17 protein-coding genes are annotated in these 14,473 nt (G+C 45.6%); 10 read left to right on the top strand and 7 right to left on the bottom strand.

The window, feature by feature from the left end:
• The first annotated feature begins 248 nt into the window (after positions 1 to 248).
• Together WBA89_RS17310 and WBA89_RS17305 are read left to right on the top strand one after the other, a co-directional pair.
• Complete coding sequence (locus WBA89_RS17310; RefSeq protein ID WP_424408413.1) at positions 249 to 545, top strand: phycobilisome linker polypeptide; 297 nt, start codon at positions 249 to 251, stop codon at positions 543 to 545.
• 177 nt (positions 546 to 722) lie between these two features.
• Positions 723 to 1,556 carry a HEAT repeat domain-containing protein gene (locus WBA89_RS17305; protein WP_424408412.1) on the top strand — a complete coding sequence of 278 codons (834 nt, stop codon included), beginning with the start codon at positions 723 to 725 and terminating at the stop codon, positions 1,554 to 1,556.
• A gap of 251 nt (positions 1,557 to 1,807) precedes the next feature.
• Here the strand turns inward: WBA89_RS17305 and WBA89_RS17300 are convergent, their stop codons facing one another.
• On the bottom strand, positions 1,808 to 2,512 hold the full coding sequence (locus WBA89_RS17300; protein WP_424408411.1) for a DJ-1/PfpI family protein: 705 nt from the start codon (positions 2,510 to 2,512) through the stop codon (positions 1,808 to 1,810).
• Between the two features lie 91 nt (positions 2,513 to 2,603).
• Between WBA89_RS17300 and WBA89_RS17295 the strand changes: the two genes are divergently transcribed.
• Positions 2,604 to 3,308 (top strand): helix-turn-helix transcriptional regulator, encoded by a 705-nt coding sequence (locus tag WBA89_RS17295; protein ID WP_424408410.1) that lies wholly within the window; start codon positions 2,604 to 2,606, stop codon positions 3,306 to 3,308.
• Positions 3,309 to 3,512: 204 nt separating this feature from the next.
• Positions 3,513 to 4,139: a HEAT repeat domain-containing protein gene (locus WBA89_RS17290; RefSeq protein WP_424408409.1), complete on the top strand. Its 627-nt coding sequence runs from the start codon at positions 3,513 to 3,515 to the stop codon at positions 4,137 to 4,139.
• On the opposite strand, the gene WBA89_RS17285 is transcribed toward WBA89_RS17290, so the two are convergent.
• Positions 4,128 to 4,421, bottom strand: coding sequence for a DUF2103 domain-containing protein (locus tag WBA89_RS17285; protein WP_424408408.1), 294 nt, complete (start codon positions 4,419 to 4,421; stop codon positions 4,128 to 4,130). The two genes, WBA89_RS17290 and WBA89_RS17285, sit on opposite strands and share 12 nt — an antisense overlap.
• 100 nt (positions 4,422 to 4,521) lie before the next feature.
• Entirely contained in the window at positions 4,522 to 4,992 is a 471-nt protein-coding gene (locus WBA89_RS17280) for a response regulator (RefSeq protein ID WP_424408407.1), read from the bottom strand.
• Between the two features lie 352 nt (positions 4,993 to 5,344).
• Here WBA89_RS17280 and WBA89_RS17275 point away from each other — a divergent pair, with 352 nt between their 5' ends.
• Positions 5,345 to 5,671: an antibiotic biosynthesis monooxygenase gene (locus WBA89_RS17275; RefSeq protein ID WP_424408406.1), complete on the top strand. Its 327-nt coding sequence runs from the start codon at positions 5,345 to 5,347 to the stop codon at positions 5,669 to 5,671.
• Here WBA89_RS17275 and cas6 read toward each other — a convergent pair whose 3' ends face one another.
• Together cas6 and WBA89_RS17265 are read right to left on the bottom strand one after the other, a co-directional pair.
• On the bottom strand, positions 5,672 to 6,553 hold the full coding sequence (gene cas6 / locus WBA89_RS17270) for a CRISPR-associated endoribonuclease Cas6 (protein ID WP_424408405.1): 882 nt from the start codon (positions 6,551 to 6,553) through the stop codon (positions 5,672 to 5,674). It abuts the gene before it with no gap.
• 320 nt (positions 6,554 to 6,873) lie between these two features.
• Positions 6,874 to 7,956 carry a class I fructose-bisphosphate aldolase gene (locus tag WBA89_RS17265; RefSeq protein ID WP_424408404.1) on the bottom strand — a complete coding sequence of 361 codons (1,083 nt, stop codon included), beginning with the start codon at positions 7,954 to 7,956 and terminating at the stop codon, positions 6,874 to 6,876.
• 226 nt (positions 7,957 to 8,182) lie between these two features.
• Here WBA89_RS17265 and WBA89_RS17260 point away from each other — a divergent pair, with 226 nt between their 5' ends.
• The 5 genes from WBA89_RS17260 to WBA89_RS17240 all read left to right on the top strand — a co-directional run bounded on the left by WBA89_RS17260 (position 8,183) and on the right by WBA89_RS17240 (position 12,678).
• Entirely contained in the window at positions 8,183 to 10,801 is a 2,619-nt protein-coding gene (locus tag WBA89_RS17260) for a M1 family aminopeptidase (protein ID WP_424408403.1), read from the top strand.
• 285 nt (positions 10,802 to 11,086) lie between these two features.
• The gene (locus WBA89_RS17255; protein WP_424408402.1) at positions 11,087 to 11,503 is read left to right on the top strand and encodes an NUDIX hydrolase; all 417 of its coding nucleotides are present in this window, start codon (positions 11,087 to 11,089) and stop codon (positions 11,501 to 11,503) included.
• A 332-nt stretch (positions 11,504 to 11,835) separates the two neighbouring features.
• The gene (locus WBA89_RS17250) at positions 11,836 to 12,135 is read left to right on the top strand and encodes a BrnT family toxin (RefSeq protein ID WP_424408401.1); all 300 of its coding nucleotides are present in this window, start codon (positions 11,836 to 11,838) and stop codon (positions 12,133 to 12,135) included.
• On the top strand, positions 12,132 to 12,332 hold the full coding sequence (locus tag WBA89_RS17245) for a hypothetical protein (protein WP_333144455.1): 201 nt from the start codon (positions 12,132 to 12,134) through the stop codon (positions 12,330 to 12,332). Before WBA89_RS17250 ends, WBA89_RS17245 begins: the two co-directional genes overlap by 4 nt.
• Before the next feature lie 16 nt (positions 12,333 to 12,348).
• Positions 12,349 to 12,678: a MafI family immunity protein gene (locus tag WBA89_RS17240; protein WP_424408400.1), complete on the top strand. Its 330-nt coding sequence runs from the start codon at positions 12,349 to 12,351 to the stop codon at positions 12,676 to 12,678.
• Between the two features lie 75 nt (positions 12,679 to 12,753).
• Here WBA89_RS17240 and WBA89_RS17235 read toward each other — a convergent pair whose 3' ends face one another.
• Entirely contained in the window at positions 12,754 to 13,236 is a 483-nt protein-coding gene (locus WBA89_RS17235; protein ID WP_424408399.1) for a hypothetical protein, read from the bottom strand.
• A 51-nt stretch (positions 13,237 to 13,287) separates the two neighbouring features.
• Positions 13,288 to 14,340, bottom strand: coding sequence for an NAD(P)/FAD-dependent oxidoreductase (locus tag WBA89_RS17230; protein ID WP_424408398.1), 1,053 nt, complete (start codon positions 14,338 to 14,340; stop codon positions 13,288 to 13,290).
• Between the last annotated feature and the right edge of the window lie 133 nt (positions 14,341 to 14,473).

The raw sequence follows: 14,473 nt of genomic DNA, 5'->3' as shown, positions 1-14,473 counted from the left end.
TAGTCATTAGTCAACAGTTAACAGTTAACAATCAACAGTCAACAGTCAACAGTTAACAGTCAGTAGGGGCGGTGCCCCCGTGCCCGCCCTCTTAACAGTCAGTAGGGGCGGTGCCCCCGTGCCCGCCCTCTTAACAGTCAACAGCTAACAGTCAACAGTCAACAGTCAACAGTCAACAGCTAACAGTCAACAGTCAACAATCAACAGTCAACAGTCAACAGTCAGAATTACCAATTACCAAGAAGCTTATGTTCGGTCAAATTGTAGCTGGAAAAAGTGGCAATACAGCTTCCGCAGGTCGCTGTTTTCGGTACGAAGTGGTTGGCTTGCGCCAAAGCGATGATACAGAAAATATTGATTATTCGATTCGATCGAGCGGCAGTACATTTATCACCGTGCCGTACAATCGGATGAATCAAGAAATGCAGCGGATTACTCGCATGGGCGGAAAGATTGTGAACATTCAGGCGCTAAGTGCGATCGCCGAATCATCGGCAGAATCATCGGCAGAATCAGCGCCTGAATCATCCGAGGATGATAATTAATAGTCTCCTTCAAAGGGCGATTAAAGTCGGTGATTGAAAGATCGATCGAAATCGCCCGGTTCCCCAACCCGCGCAGGCGGGTTTTGTTTTTGTAGCTGCGATTTCAATCGCCGAGTTTCTAATAACTAATAACTAATAACTAATAACCAATAACCAATAACCAATAACTAAATAACTATGGATTTTTACAAATCCGATTCACCGCCGGCGGGTGTAGCTGACGGCGAGTCTTTAACAGTAGAACAGGCGATCGCAAATTTGCACTCCCAAGACTACAGTCTCCGGTATTACGCTGCTTGGTGGGTTGGCAGATTTCGAGTCAAAGAACCGGCGGCGATCGCAGCTTTGATTGCAGCCTTGCAGGAAGAATCAGAACAAACAAAAATAGGCGATTATTCCCTATTGCGAAATGCGGCGCGGGCGCTGGGTAAATTGGGCGACAAACAAGCCTTACCGGCACTGATTCGGTGTTTGGAATGCGCGGATTATTACGTGCGGGAAGCGGCGGCTCAAGCTCTAGAAATGCTGGGCGATATCGATTCCATTCCGTCGCTGATGAAACTCTTAGATGGGGGCGTGGCCAGGGCCGTGCGTGTGGCTGGCAAATCGCACTTGGTGCAGCCTTACGACTCGGTAATTGAAGCTTTGGGCACGCTGCGAGCGACAGAAGCTATACCGCTAATTGCACCTTTTTTAGATCATTCTGTGGAGCGGGTGCAGTACGCTGCGGCGCGGGCGATGTATCAGTTGACTGGCGATCGCATTTACGGAGATCTATTGGTGACAGCTTTGAATGGGGATAATTTGCAGTTGCGGCGATCGGCTTTGATGGACTTGGGGGCGATCGGCTATTTGCCGTCAGCGCCAGCTATTGCTGAAACTTTAGCAGAAAATAGCATGAAATTGATTGCCCTCAAAGGAGTTTTGGAGCATCACCTAAATCAACAAACATCTCTATCTTTGTCCGATGAAGCTATCCGGGTTATGGATTTAATGGATAGTTTGCTGTAAACTTTAAAACTCTTCGATCGGCCTCGGCGATTGAAATCGCTGCTACAAAAACGAAGTCCGCCTACGCGGACTAAGAGCCAACAGAGATTGATATTAACTTAACTATTCATACCTAATACGATCGCTCTTTTCTTTCGATCGTTACCAGGCAGAGCCTGGTAATGCAGATGCTTTGGCTCTGCCTCCTTTTATCTGGCAACTTACAAGAGAGAGGACTGTAGAAGGTGTTTCAGTTATTAAGTTTTCGATCCTTAATTGTTAATACCCAATCCGAGCGCTGTTTTCTTAGTAACTTCTAGGGAGGCAGATATTAGCTGTTCCCCAAATTTCTTCACTTGCTCAACTAAAATATCTCCAGCACTTTCTGGGGAACCAGCATGAAAAGGCGGCGCGGGATTGTATTCTAAAAGTAACTGAATCATTTTGGCAGTTTCCTCGCCGCAGAGCTTGCCGGCAAGCACCAATCCAAAATCGATGCCAGCAGTTACGCCGCCTCCTGTAATTCGATCGCGATCGACAACAACTCTTTCGGTTCCAACTTCAACACCCAGCATTGCTAGCTGGTCGCGAAATGCCCAATGGCAAGCAGCGCGGTATCCTTGAAGCAGTCCAGCAGCAGCTAAAATCAAAGAACCAGTACAAACCGAGGTGATATATTTTGCTGTTTTGCCCTGTTGGCGCAGAAAATCCAGTACCTCTATATCTTGCATCATTTCCACTTGTCCGATCGCGCCACCGGGAACACACAAAACATCTAAAGTCGGACAGTCATTGAACGTGGCGGTAGGTAAAATCGTCATCCCCTCGCTACTTGTCACCGATTCTAGAGTCTTCCACAACAGCAAAACGCGAGTGTCAGGCATCATCGAAAATACCTGGTAAGGGCCGGTCATATCGAGTTGAGTCATGCCTGGAAAAATCACCAGGCCAATATGATATTTTGCTTGAGTTGTCATTTTTCTAATTATTTGAACCTTGCTACGAATTATGGTAGAAAGTAATCTAAAAATTGCACAGTCCCCAAGTGGGTACACTTTAAAGCTATAAATGGCTAATTCTCTTTATGCCCTATTTGATGCGATCGCCCGCGCGCGCGACGAGGCAGAACTTCGACGGCGGTTTATGGATGGAGTTGGCGAGCATTTTGGAGTACAGCGCTGGGGGATTTCTTTCCTGAACCAACATTCCGGCATTGCTGAAATTGATGTTCGCGGCGTACCAAATGTTAGTGCTTTTTTGGAGCGCTACGAAACAGTTGGTCGGGCAGTAGATCCGGTGCTGCGCTACGTCGCCCTCCGCCACGCTCCCGCTCACGAAGAAATGGTGCTACCATCAGGCGGTTGGAAGCAGTGCGAACTTTACCAGCGCTGCTGTTCCTACTACGACCACGAACACATTATGACAGGGCCAATTGTCGGCGGCGGCCGCCTCATCGGTACAGTTAATTTTGCCCGCGTGGGCGACATTCCTGCATTTGGTGCCGAAGAAATTGCTAACTTGGGTGCTTTGTGTCTTCACTTGTCAGCGAGTCTGGCAACGTTACAGGTACGTGCGATCGAACTTAATTCCCCCTTAGCTAGTAGTTTGACACCGCGAGAGCTACAAATTGCTCAACTGGTAGCGCGGGGATTAACAAATGCTGAAATTGGTGCAGCGCTGTGGATTACGCAGAATTCTGTCAAGCAAGCTCTCAAACGGATGTTCCGCAAACTCAATGTTGGCTCTCGCACCGAGATGATAGCGCGACTTTAAGAGGTTTTGAGTGTACCTGCAATATTCCAGGAATTACACATCAAGACCAAAGAAACCGGGTTTTTTACATAATCTGCGGATTACAGCGAAGAATTTTCGCAAAAAACCCGGTTTCTGGCCATCCGTGGATCGGCCCTATATTCTTAAAATCAAAAATTTCCACTCTAAAATTTTGTGTAAACCTGTTGTAAATTATATAAATCAATGGCATTAGAACTAATTCGCGCAGTCGAACAAGCAGATTCTTCCGAAGGCTTGTTAAACGCAGTCAAAGCACTGGCGGAGACTCCTTCCAAAGAAGCAATTCCTACCTTAATTACAGTCCTCGGCTACAACAACCCCGGCGCTGCAGTTGCCGCCGTTGACGGGCTGATTCAACTCGGAGAACCCGCCGTACTCCCGCTTCTAGAACAGCTTGACGGCTACAATTACGGAGCGAGGGCTTGGGCTGTTCGGGCAATGGCTGGAATTGGCGACCCCAGAGGTTTAGAGATTTTGCTCGATGCTGCGGCGAATGACTTTGCTTTGAGCGTGCGGCGGGCGGCGGCTAGGGGTTTGGGGACGATTTGCTGGGAACTTATGCCCGCAGAACAAGTTTTAGATGCTCAAATTCGCGCAGTGAAAACCCTGCTGCAAGCGTCCCGAGACCCGGAATGGGTGGTTCGCTACGCAGCAGCGGGGGCTTTGCAAGCTTTGGCGGTTGCTGCAACTGTTCAACCGGATTGGTTAACGGAAGTTTTGGCCCAACTTGAGGAAATTGCCCAAAGCGATGAAACTTTAGCAGTTAGAGCTCGCGCAGTGCTTGCTAAGGAAAAATTGTCACCGGGCTAGGGTTTGGGCGATTATCTCTTCCAAGTCCCCTTGACTGAGAGTGGTTAATATAAAGACTTCTTGTACGGTTTTGCCCTGTCTGGCGATGATTTTAAATCCCCCGCGGATGGGTACTGACACTCTTAATGTCATGCGGGGGATGTGTCCTTTAACTTTGTTGATGACCCCCGGCGTGACAGTTTGAATGCCCATTTTGAGGGTGAGGCGCTCTAAAATTGGGATCAAACCGGGAAGGTGGGTGGAGTGATTCCAAACTAGGCGGCCTTTAGATTGTGGGTTCATGACTTTTTAACCAAATTCAACATACCCAGTCTAAGTCACCTCTGGCTGGAACCAATTTGAAATTCCCTCAACTTATGTATCAAGAACGTTACAGTGCCTGTCATTGAGAGCAAACCGACGCCATCTCAAACCGATATTTTTGAGTCCGGGCGCCCAAGCTGAGATTTTCTTTACCGGAATTGTCCCGTACTTTTTGATGTTTTGGGTTGGTAACTTTTGGTTTTTCTAGTTGAGTTGCGATCGCCCGGAACATTTCTGTGGCGCTGCAAGGTTTCTTGAGATAGCCGTCGGCTTTGAGTTCGATCGCTTTTTCTATTTCTGAACCCGTCATAAAAATAAACGGAATGCTGGCGGTTGCAGGGTGCGATCGCAAAGCCGCGAATACTTCCAAACCGTTGAGTTCCGGCATCATCACATCAGACAAGATTAAATCGGGAATTTGGGCGGTCGCTAACTGGATACCGACTTGTCCGTTTTGGGCGCCTACAGCTTCAAAACCGTGCAATTGCAAGAGTTCTATAACGGTTGCTCGGATAAAGTTATTGTCTTCAATTACTAATATTTTTGGCATTTATTTTAGTTGCCTCTCTAATTTATTTGTCTTTATACCTTATAATCTTTGCAGGTAAATTTTGTGAATTCAATAGGGTTATTGCAAAAAACCGTTTTTTTCGGGTAAAGCGCGATCGCAGCTACGTGCAGTATCTCATCAATTCGCCGCTGGGCTGAGCGCGACACTCCAAAACTTACTAACCTGTTGCGGTATTGAGATTGAATTTTTCTGGCACCGCTCAAAGCAACGCCCCACTCCTTGTTTCCAGAAACATATTTGTTAAAACTAGACGCGCACCAGCTTATTCACAAATTTCGGGCGATCGGGTAAAATATAACCTGGTGTATAGCGATTTCTTGAGGAACAGGATATGTCAGAATTTCTCGACTTTCTCCGACATCAGTTTGCCTACGTTGCCATTGGCGAATTTAAACCAGGGAAATTCAAAGAAGCAGAAGAACTTTTTGAAAAAGCCGTTGCAACTTATGCCACAGGTTTTAAGGGAGCGTACCTGCTGCAATTGCCCAATACAGACAAAGGTATTGCGATCATTTTTTGGGAAAGCGTAGAAGAAATGGCCGCCAATCAAAGCGAAGCTTATCAGGAAATATTGAAGCAGATGACTCCTTTGTTCGCCAAAATTCCCGACACAGATATTTACGAAATAGTTAGTGAAATTAAGCCGAAAAGTGCATGATTAAAAAATATGCAACCGGCGCGTCATTCCCATTCCCATCGGCGTTTTTCGCCCAACTCCGCTGTAAAGCGCAAAATCTGCTAAACAGTTAATTTGCTTGATAGCAACCGGATCGACATCTCCCATGCTTCGGTAACTAACCTCACCGACGCAGCCAATAAATTTACTGCGAGAATCCGTACAAACTTCGGTGCGGATATCGAAGAAACTGGGGAAAATAGCTTCTATAAAAGTAGGTTCGATCGCCCTATTGCTGTACTTGTTCCACCGATTCGCCAAACTGCCAAAAATACTTTCACGAGTGGGCATAGCACTGTCGTAAACACCTTGCCGAAAATTAGTAGGAGTACAAAAACTAAATGCAATTTGGCGATTGGTGTCGGAAGCGCGATCGAACAATTCGGCGTAACTGCAAAAATTCACCCAAGGCTGGTTTGATTGCGGTTCGCTTAAAATATTGGTAATGTACAAATCTGTCGGGCCCAGATGCCAAGGGCGGTCAAAATTCAGTTGCTGCCAAAGTTGAGTTAGCCGATCGAACAAACCGTCATCCAGCAGAGAAATTCGCCACCAAATCGCTGTATTTTCCCCAATTGCTTGATTGTGTTCCCACTGTAGGGTATGGGAACTTGTGCGCCCCGCCGGAGGCAAAACCCTCTTTTGTGGCTGCGGTGCGCTAGTTTTGTAAGCCTCTTTTCTGCTTACTTGGAAAGGGCTTAATGTGAAAGCTTTTTCGTTGGATTGGTCGTGCAGGTACGCGCTCAAATCGCTGTCTGCAGCACTCACAAGGTTGAGAAATAAGGCGTGGAGATGTCGCCCCGTAAAAAACTGGGATGGGATTGGTGCAACTGGCCGCAGGTTTAAAATAAGGCTGTGAGGCATCTTTTAATTATATATTTTGTCTGTATATATGTTCAGCTAGTATTAATATTACAGTTAATTTGCAATTTATAATATTTCTAATGATTGTTCCTACAATACATTTTTGGGTTGTTTATACCAATTTCAAAAAATAATGCAACAGTATTCTTGTCCCCCCCCGCGAGCTCGGGGGGGCTAGGGGGGGTCGGAGACTATTGCATGATTTTAGATAAATGGTATTACAAGAGTTCTTAATCCGTGCGGGTGCGTCGCTATCAAATTGTCCCTTTTTTGGCAAAGATTTATCGCAGGCGACACACCCTACGGCTGATATTAATGAATTAGGCGATCGTAATTTCGGGCGACAAGTAAACGTCTTGAATGGCGCGGAACAATTTTACACCTTCTTCAAAGGGACGCTGAAAAGTTTTGCGGCCGGAAATTAAGCCGCAGCCGCCAGCGCGTTTGTTGATTACTGCGGTGCGAATGGCTTCGGCAAAATCGTTTTTTCCCGAAGCACCGCCGGAGTTGATTAAACCCATTCTTCCCGCATAACAGTTGAGCACTTGATAGCGTGTTAGATCGATCGGGTGATCCGTCGTCAAATCGGAATAAACGCGCTTGTCGGTTTTGCCGTAACTGTGGCCGCTGGCTTTAGCAACTGCTGCGTAGCCGTTGTTGCATTCGGGCAATTTCTGCTTGATGATGTCAGCTTGAATTGTCACTCCAAGGTGATTTGCTTGACCTGTCAAATCCGCTGCTAAGTGATAATCTTTGTCTTGTTTGAAGATATCGTTGCGGAGGTAGCACCACAAAATTGTTGCCATTCCGTACTCGTGAGCGAGGGAAAAAGCTTGACTGACTTCTTGGATTTGTCGCGCCGATTCTGGGGAACCAAAATAAATTGTTGCTCCGACTGCAACTGCTCCCAAATTCCAAGCTTGTTCGACTGAAGCAAACATTATTTGGTCGGATTGATTGGGATAAGTCAGCAGTTCGTTGTGATTGAGTTTGAGAATGAAAGGGATTTTGTGGGCGTATTTTCGAGATACGCTGCCCAACACTCCTAGGGTGGTGGCGACAGCGTTGCAGCCTGCAGAAATTGCTAGTCTGATGATGTTTTCGCTGTCAAAATAAATGGGATTTGGTGCAAAAGAAGCGGCTGCTGAGTGTTCGATTCCTTGGTCTACTGGCAGGATGGATAAATAGCCGGTATTCGCCAAGCGTCCGCTAGAATAGAGTTGCTGGAGCGATCGCAAAACTTGAGGAGAGCGATCGGTTTGGGCGAAAATGCGATCGACCCAATCCGGGCCTGGCAGGTGCAACAAATCTTTAGAAACTTTTGCTTGATGGGTGAGCAAGTCTTCGGCTTCGTCGCCCAGCAAAGATGCGATGGAATTGGGAACTGATCGTGTAGCTGTCATGCAGATTTCCCTCTCAATTTCAATTTCAGGCTGATGATTGCAGACATTAGCCTTGCTGATATTGTAGCGAAAAAATCATTTTTTTCATCCCGGCAAAGATCGCCAGAGTTTTTAACAAGATTAGAGACAACATCAACTAGGACGCGCTACTCTAGAATAAGCTGGCAGTTTAGCTTTCCTCGCTGCTGCCCGCGATCGCCGATCGATACACCAATCCGCCATCACAATGTCACAAACTTACTTTGATTCTGAAAACGGTCACAAATCCTTCGAGATGCCCGGTGCCAAACCCCACTACAACCCCGATCGCCCCGGACAAGTAGAGCATATTTTCCTCGATTTAGTGCTGGATATTCCCAAACAAAGTTTTCGCGGCACTTGCAGCATCCGCATCAATCCAGTCCGCAGCGGTATTGACAAATTAACATTAGATGCTGTCAACCTGAACATTAAATCAGTAAAAATCGGCGAAACCGAGCAAAATTTCGACAGCGACGGCGAAGTGCTGCAAATTCACCTGCGCGAACCAACAGCAGCATACGAACCAATTACAATCGCGATCGAATACTCGGTCGAAAAACCCCAGCGCGGTCTCTATTTTGTCGGGCCGGACAAACACTATCCCGACAAACCAACACAAGTTTGGACTCAAGGCGAAGACGAAGATTCCCGCTTCTGGTTTCCGTGTTTCGACTATCCCGGACAACTCGCAACTTCCGAAATTAGAGTGCAAGTACCGAAACAACTTTTTGCAATATCTAACGGCGAATTAATTAGCACAAAAAATGACGGCGACGATAAGATTTATCACTGGTCGCAAACCCAGATCCACCCAACTTATTTAATGACCTTAGCCGTCGGAGATTTTGCCGAAATTAAAGACGAATGGAACGGCAAACCAGTTAATTATTACGTCGAAAAAGGCCGCGAAGCCGACGGCAAGCGCAGCATGGGCAAAACGCCCCAAATGATTGAATTTTTCTCTAAAGCATTTGGCTATCCTTACCCTTTTCCTAAATACGCTCAAGTCTGCGTCGATGATTTCATCTTCGGCGGCATGGAAAATACTTCGACAACTTTGCTAACAGATAGGTGCTTGCTAGACGAACGCGCTAGCCTTGACAATCGCGGTACAGAAAGCTTGGTTGCTCACGAATTGGCTCACCAATGGTTCGGCGATTTAGTAGTAATTAAACACTGGTCTCATGCTTGGATCAAGGAAGGTATGGCTTCCTATTCTGAGGTGCTGTGGACTGACAAAGAATACGGCAAAGAAGATGCGGCTTATTATATGTTGGGTGAAGCCCGCAATTATTTAGCTGAAGACAGTTTTCGTTACCGCCGCCCGATTGTCACTCACGTTTACCGGGAAGCGATCGAATTGTACGATCGCCATTTGTACGAAAAAGGCGCTTGCGTGTATCACATGATTCACGCCGAGTTAGGCGACGAACTATTTTACAAAGCAATTCACACTTTTGTGCGGGATAACGCTCACAAAACTGTAGAAACGATCGATTTGCTAAGGGCGATCGAAAACGCGACAGGCCGCAATCTAATGTTTTTGTTCGATCAGTACGTTTATCGCGGCGGTCATCCAGATTACAAAGTTGCTTATTCCTGGGACGGCGACAGCAAATTAGCCAAAGTGACTGTCACACAAACTCAGATCAAAGATAGCAAAAAGGACAACGGTAATAGCAAAGATGTCTTCGATCTAAAAATTCCGATCGGCTTCGGTTATAAGCCGGAAAAAGATGCAGGCGAGCGAAATTCTGCTAATATAAAAACTTTCACGGTTCGAGTGCACGAACGCGAGCAAAGTTTCTATTTTCCCTTAGAAGAGAAGCCCGCTTTTATCAGTTTTGATGTCGGCAATAAATACTTAAAAACCGTTGCTTTAGAGTATGGAGTTGCCGAATTAAAAGCTCAGTTGCAGTTCGACCCCGACCCGGTTTCCCGGATTTATGCAGCCAAAGCTTTGGCAAAAAAGGGAGGACTGGAAGCTGTGAAAGCGCTGTCAGAAGTTCTCAAAAAAGATCGGTTTTGGGGGGTGCGGGCTGAAGTAGCCGGTCAGTTAGTTGAAATTAAACTCGACCAAGCTTTTGAAGGTTTAGCAAGTGGTTTGAAAGATAAAGATGCTAGGGTTCGCCGCGCTGTGGTGAATGCGCTGGGTAAAATCAAGACTCACGAAACTTATAAGTCGCTGAGGTCGATCGTCGAAAAAGGCGACGACAGCTATTATGTAGAAGCGGCCGCAGCTAGTGCTATGGGCTCGATTGCAGGCGCTAATCCCGACGAAAAACCGACGGACGAACAGGTACTCAAAGAGTTAAAATTGGTACTGAAAGAACGTCAGGGCTGGAATGAGGTTGTGCGATCGGGTGCTATTGCCGGTTTGGCGCAAATGAAAACTTCTGAAGATGCGCTGAATCTAATTTTGAAATATACAGCCATCGGTACTCCGCAAGCTTTGCGCTTGGCTGCAATTCGTTCTTTGGGGACAATTTCAACAGGTCAAACTAAGCTTAATTTAGAACGAATTTTGCACCGATTGGCAGAATTATCTAAGGAGACGTTTTTCTTGACTCAAGTATCTGTGGTAGTGGCTTTAGGACAGATGGAAAATCGCAAAGCAATTCGGATTTTGCGTTCTTTAGCTGACCAAACTCCCGACGGCCGCGTCCGTATGATGGCTGATGAAGCGGTGCAAAGAGTGCAGAGAAATGCTGGTTCCGATGCAGCGGTGAAGCAGTTGCGGGAGGAGTTAGACCAGGTGAAGAAGGAGAATCAAGATTTGAGGAGTCGGATGGAAAATCTGGAGGCTAAGGCGAAGAAAGATTAGAGGGAAAACTGCATACTGGCGCGGATAGAGGCTGATTTTGGCGATCGGCTTTTATCTGCGTGTCGGTAGAGGATTGCGCGCAATTGCAATCATATTATTATTTTTCAGCATTGCATCTACAGTTATTAATTTCAACAGATAGAAAAAGCTAAATATCTTTATGCTACACTTGATTGTTGTTTCAACTGGGAAATAATCTATAATCAGAAGGCAATTTTTATTTTATAGCGATGGAGTGTTGATGAGGTTGAAGCAGCTTTTACATCCAGAAATATTGCCGAAAATATGAGTATAAAAACCGCTGTATTGGTAGAACAATCGGGAGTAATTCCGTACCGCATTCAAGACGGAGAAATTGAAGTAATGCTGATTACTTCTTCGGCTAGCAAGCGCTGGGTGATTCCCAAAGGGTTAATTGAACCTGACATGACTCCCCAAGATTCTGCGGCCAAAGAAGCTTGGGAAGAAGCAGGTTTGTTGGGTAAAGTGTTCCCGGATTTGCTGGGAATTTACGAGTATCAAAAGTCCGGGTGTATTTGTCAAGTAGGAGTGTTTTTACTGCAAGTGCAAGCAGTTCTGGAAGTTTGGCCGGAAGCTAGCAAGAGAAACCGGCAGTGGGTAAGTATTCCGAAAGCAATTAAGCGGGTTAATGAACCGGAACTCAAACTGATTCTTGCTGATTTGTCGCCTAAATTTTGGTGAACAATACCCAGATATCCGACTTCTTGAAGAAGTCGGGGCTGTAAAACTTCTCGACAAGCTGGAATCGGAAGTGCAGTCAAAGTTCAGCAATGTTAAGATTAAAATGTGCGCGATTCCAGGAGTCACTTACCAGGATTTAAGTCACCAAACAAGATTTCGCTCGCTATAGATTTCTCAAGTGGCTTGGCTCATAATGTGCGATCGCGATCGAGTCCAAAAAGAGATAGACTCATGTTTGACTGCCAACTTGTTGACAGTAAACTCCATGAAGTCATTAACTCATAATTTATGTTAGAATTTAATTCCACCTTCGTTTACCATAATAAATTGCCTTGGATTATAACTTTGATTGGAATCCAGCCAAAGAGAAGCAAAATATTCGCAAGCATCAATTAAATTTTCGTTTGGCATCAACTGTTTTCCGCGATCGTTCTCAATTAACAATATATGATGAAGAACACAGTCAAGATGAAGATAGATGGATTACCATAGGCTTAGATGAAACAGGAACTTTAAGGGTAGTTGTCCATACCTTTGAACAAACCGATCGCACCTCCTGTATAATTAGGATTATTTCAGCGCGTCAAGCTAATTTCATTGAAACCCAAGCTTATCAAGAGAGGAAATTATGAAATCAGAGTATGACTTTTCTTCATCAGAGCAAGGCAAGTTTTACCATCCTGATGCTACGTTTCATTATCCCATTTATCTCGAACCTGATGTCGAGGAATTTGTGACTAAAATTGCTGAACATAAAAAGATTGAGGTTCAAGTTTTGGTCAATGAATGGCTGAGAAATAACATTAAACTAATTCAAAGTATTGAGTAGGTGAGAAACCCAGTTTGTGTTCTCAAGTGGCTTGGCTCATAATGCCCGATCGCGATCGATCCCAAAAGGAGATAGACTCATGTTTGATTATAAACTTGTAGAAAGTAAACTCCATGAAGTCATTAACATCGTGAAACCACAACTGTCACAGACTCAAATAGAATTTATTGTTTCAGATATTCAAGTGGGCGAGTGGAATTTGGCATTAGAGACTTTGTGCGATATTCTCATTGAAGAAGAAATTTCCATAGATTTAAAGGGTTATGAACTTTTGCAAGAAGTGGGCAATATCTTGAACGTGGAACGGGAAACTTGGGAAATGTTAAAAGTCCACGTAACTCCTTGAGAAGAGAATATGTAGATGCGATCGCTGCAAATCCCAGGGAAATTGCAGCAAAAAGTCCAGATGCCTTAATACAGATTAAGCGTTAGCTGAGAGGAAAGGAAGGCTTTCGGCTAAGTTATCCTTAACTTCAATTCCTTGTTTTCTTGCCCAAAATTGGCTCAAAAAGTGGATTTGACGCAAACCAACAATTAAATTTAAACCCGGTACAAAAATCCACCAAACTGTTAGCGGTTCTTTGATTCCTTCTTGGCGGTAAAGTTCGTTGACTGTGCTGTAAAGTTTGAACTGCACGATGTAAATCCAAGCAATTCCGATGAAGGAAAACCAACCAAACCATCCGGGAACATCGGGGTCGAATATCCGCAAAGCTTGGGGAACGGCTACTCCTAAAACAAAGGGCAGCAAGCAAAGATTCCCAGACCAACCAGTGCCGTTATAGCGGCGCAATTCTTCTTGAATAATCCATTTGTACCATCCGTAATATAGCAGCAAGCTGACTGCGGACAGCAAAATTACTCGCCACAAAGAGCGGGGTTTACCTAAAGGTTTGTCGGACATTTTTTGAGGTAAGATATGAATGACTTTATTTATTGTATTAACATTTGTTAATTATTGCAAAATTGCTTCTCGGATCGATCGCGCGGTTGCAGGGGCCAGCAGAACACCGTTGCGGTAGTGGCCGCTGGCGATGAGAACGCGGCTGTTACCCGGAAGCGTCTCGATAATTGGGGCCGGCCGTCCTTCGGGCCGCGGGCGCAATCCCGACCATTTTCTGAGGATTTCAGCTTCGGCTAAGGAGGGACAAAGCGATCTCGCCCTCGCCATCACTTTTTCTAACATATCAGCATTCGCCGGAATTTCCCCGCCGTTTTCGGGAAATTCCACCGTCGCGCCTATCCAAAATTCTTGATTTGCCAAGGGTACAATGTGAACGTCGTCGCAAGTAATTACCGGCGTAAAATCTGGGTTTCCTAACGGATGTTTTAACCGCAAATGCAGCGCTTGTCCCAACACCGGGCGAATGTCAACCAATTGATTTAAGGATGCAGTGACAGCAGCAGAACCCAAACCAGCCGCCACAATTAGTCGATCGAACTCGCCACTGGCAGCAATCGCCGCCCCTTCAACTTCCACCCCAAATTCAAAAATCGCCCCATTTCGTTCAGCAGCATCCACCAAAGCCAAAGTTAGCGCCGTCGGATCGACTTGCCGGTCTTGAGGCGAATAAATCCCAGCAACAATCTTATCATTTAGATAGAGATGAGGGCAAAACTCGCGCACTCGTTCCACATCCCAAAGTTCCAATTTCCAACCTTGAGATTCGCGAATTGCTGCTAGTTTTTCCCATTTACTTAAATCCTCTCCCTCCGCACAAAGCATCAAAATTCCCTGTTTGTTAAAAGGAATTTTCCGCCCCGTAACTGCTTCCAATTCAGGAATTAAAGTTTCGTAGCGCTGAAGGCTGCTTTCCCTCAACTGCCAATTTCTGCCCTTAGTTTTGTGACTGATAACTCCCATCAAAACGCCGAGGGCCGCACCTGTAGAACCCTGTGCCGGCGGTTGTTTGTCGAATACTGTGACTTTGACTTCGGGGAATTTACTTAGTTCAAAGGCGATCGATGTCCCGACAATACCACAACCAATAATTGCAACGCGAACCATTCAATATTATATTTTCTATTTTATAGAAGAAGACCGGGCGGTTGAAACCGCGTCTCTACAAACTTTCACGCTACCAAAGCGGGTTGAAGAACGGACTGTTAAAATTACTTTGTGTTCTTCAGTCCGCAGGCGA

Source organism: Microcoleus sp., assembly GCF_049646505.1.
In the GTDB taxonomy this organism is placed as follows: domain Bacteria; phylum Cyanobacteriota; class Cyanobacteriia; order Cyanobacteriales; family Microcoleaceae; genus Microcoleus.
This window is presented reverse-complemented; position numbering and strand designations above follow the sequence as displayed.

Bases quoted from the DNA above. Each gene is read 5' to 3' on its own strand.
- WBA89_RS17260 (WP_424408403.1), top strand. From the start codon at position 8,183: ATGTCACAAACTTACTTTGATTCTGAAAACGGTCACAAATCCTTCGAG.
- cas6 (WP_424408405.1), bottom strand. From the start codon at position 6,553: ATGCCTCACAGCCTTATTTTAAACCTGCGGCCAGTTGCACCAATCCCA.
- WBA89_RS17295 (WP_424408410.1), top strand. From the start codon at position 2,604: ATGGCTAATTCTCTTTATGCCCTATTTGATGCGATCGCCCGCGCGCGC.
- WBA89_RS17290 (WP_424408409.1), top strand. From the start codon at position 3,513: ATGGCATTAGAACTAATTCGCGCAGTCGAACAAGCAGATTCTTCCGAA.
- WBA89_RS17245 (WP_333144455.1), top strand. From the start codon at position 12,132: ATGAAATCAGAGTATGACTTTTCTTCATCAGAGCAAGGCAAGTTTTAC.
- WBA89_RS17235 (WP_424408399.1), bottom strand. From the start codon at position 13,236: ATGTCCGACAAACCTTTAGGTAAACCCCGCTCTTTGTGGCGAGTAATT.
- WBA89_RS17300 (WP_424408411.1), bottom strand. From the start codon at position 2,512: ATGACAACTCAAGCAAAATATCATATTGGCCTGGTGATTTTTCCAGGC.
- WBA89_RS17310 (WP_424408413.1), top strand. From the start codon at position 249: ATGTTCGGTCAAATTGTAGCTGGAAAAAGTGGCAATACAGCTTCCGCA.
- WBA89_RS17280 (WP_424408407.1), bottom strand. From the start codon at position 4,992: ATGCCAAAAATATTAGTAATTGAAGACAATAACTTTATCCGAGCAACC.
- WBA89_RS17230 (WP_424408398.1), bottom strand. From the start codon at position 14,340: ATGGTTCGCGTTGCAATTATTGGTTGTGGTATTGTCGGGACATCGATC.
- WBA89_RS17255 (WP_424408402.1), top strand. From the start codon at position 11,087: ATGAGTATAAAAACCGCTGTATTGGTAGAACAATCGGGAGTAATTCCG.
- WBA89_RS17285 (WP_424408408.1), bottom strand. From the start codon at position 4,421: ATGAACCCACAATCTAAAGGCCGCCTAGTTTGGAATCACTCCACCCAC.
- WBA89_RS17265 (WP_424408404.1), bottom strand. From the start codon at position 7,956: ATGACAGCTACACGATCAGTTCCCAATTCCATCGCATCTTTGCTGGGC.
- WBA89_RS17275 (WP_424408406.1), top strand. From the start codon at position 5,345: ATGTCAGAATTTCTCGACTTTCTCCGACATCAGTTTGCCTACGTTGCC.
- WBA89_RS17305 (WP_424408412.1), top strand. From the start codon at position 723: ATGGATTTTTACAAATCCGATTCACCGCCGGCGGGTGTAGCTGACGGC.